Genomic DNA, 726 nt, shown 5'->3' with positions numbered 1-726 from the left:
GGGGGATCGACGGCGGCCGGCTACGATCACTTGAACTTGGCCTTGATGGCGTCCACCTGCGGGACGTCGACGCGGAAGGCCTTGGCGAGGACGTCGGACGGCACGGGCGGCGCGGCGGCGAAGAGCGTGGCGGCGATGGCCTGGGTGCCCTGGAGCTGGCTGTTGAAGGCGGCGATGACGGCGGCGGGGCCGTGGCCGCGGTTCTGCTGGAAGTGGACGAGGCCGCGCGGGAAGACGAAGACCTCGCCGGCGGTGACAGTCTTGGTGAAGAGCTTGTTGGCAGTGGTGATGAAGCCCACCTCGAGGACGCCCTCGAGGACGAAGATGATCTCGGTGGCGCGCGGGTGCGTGTGCGGCGGGTTCTGTCCCCCCGGCGCGTAGTCTATCCTCGCAATAGACACGCCCTGCGTGTTCACCCCCGGGAACGACTGCACGTTCGCCGCCGTCACGTTCGACCCCGCCGGGTTGTTGGTGTTGCCGGGGTTCTTCAGCCCCGCGAAGAAGAAGTCGTCCGCCGTCACGTTCGCCTTGCACGGGAACCCGTTCAGCTTCACCGGGGACGCCAAGTCGGCGACGCAGACGTCCTGGAGCATGTCGGGGTCGCCGGCGAGCGAGGGCGCGGCGAGCGCGAGCACGACGGCGCACGCGGCGGCCACCCAGAGCTGTACCCTCGCCATGACGAACAGCGCGTGGTTGAGTGCTTCTTGGCTTCTCGCTGCGATTGAC

1 protein-coding gene is annotated in these 726 nt (G+C 68.6%); it reads right to left on the bottom strand.

Translation table 11 applies throughout. From position 1 onward, the window contains the following. Positions 1-26 precede the first annotated feature (26 nt). Positions 27-726: germin family protein (locus tag NK662_RS24600; RefSeq protein ID WP_254761343.1), on the bottom strand; the 700-nt coding region annotated here is incomplete at its 5' end.

This window comes from Ectobacillus ponti (assembly GCF_024294785.1).
GTDB classification, from domain to species: Bacteria; Bacillota; Bacilli; order Bacillales; family Bacillaceae_G; genus Ectobacillus; species Ectobacillus ponti.
The sequence above is the reverse complement of the archived record's forward strand: the minus strand, read 5'-3'. Positions and strand labels throughout refer to the sequence as shown.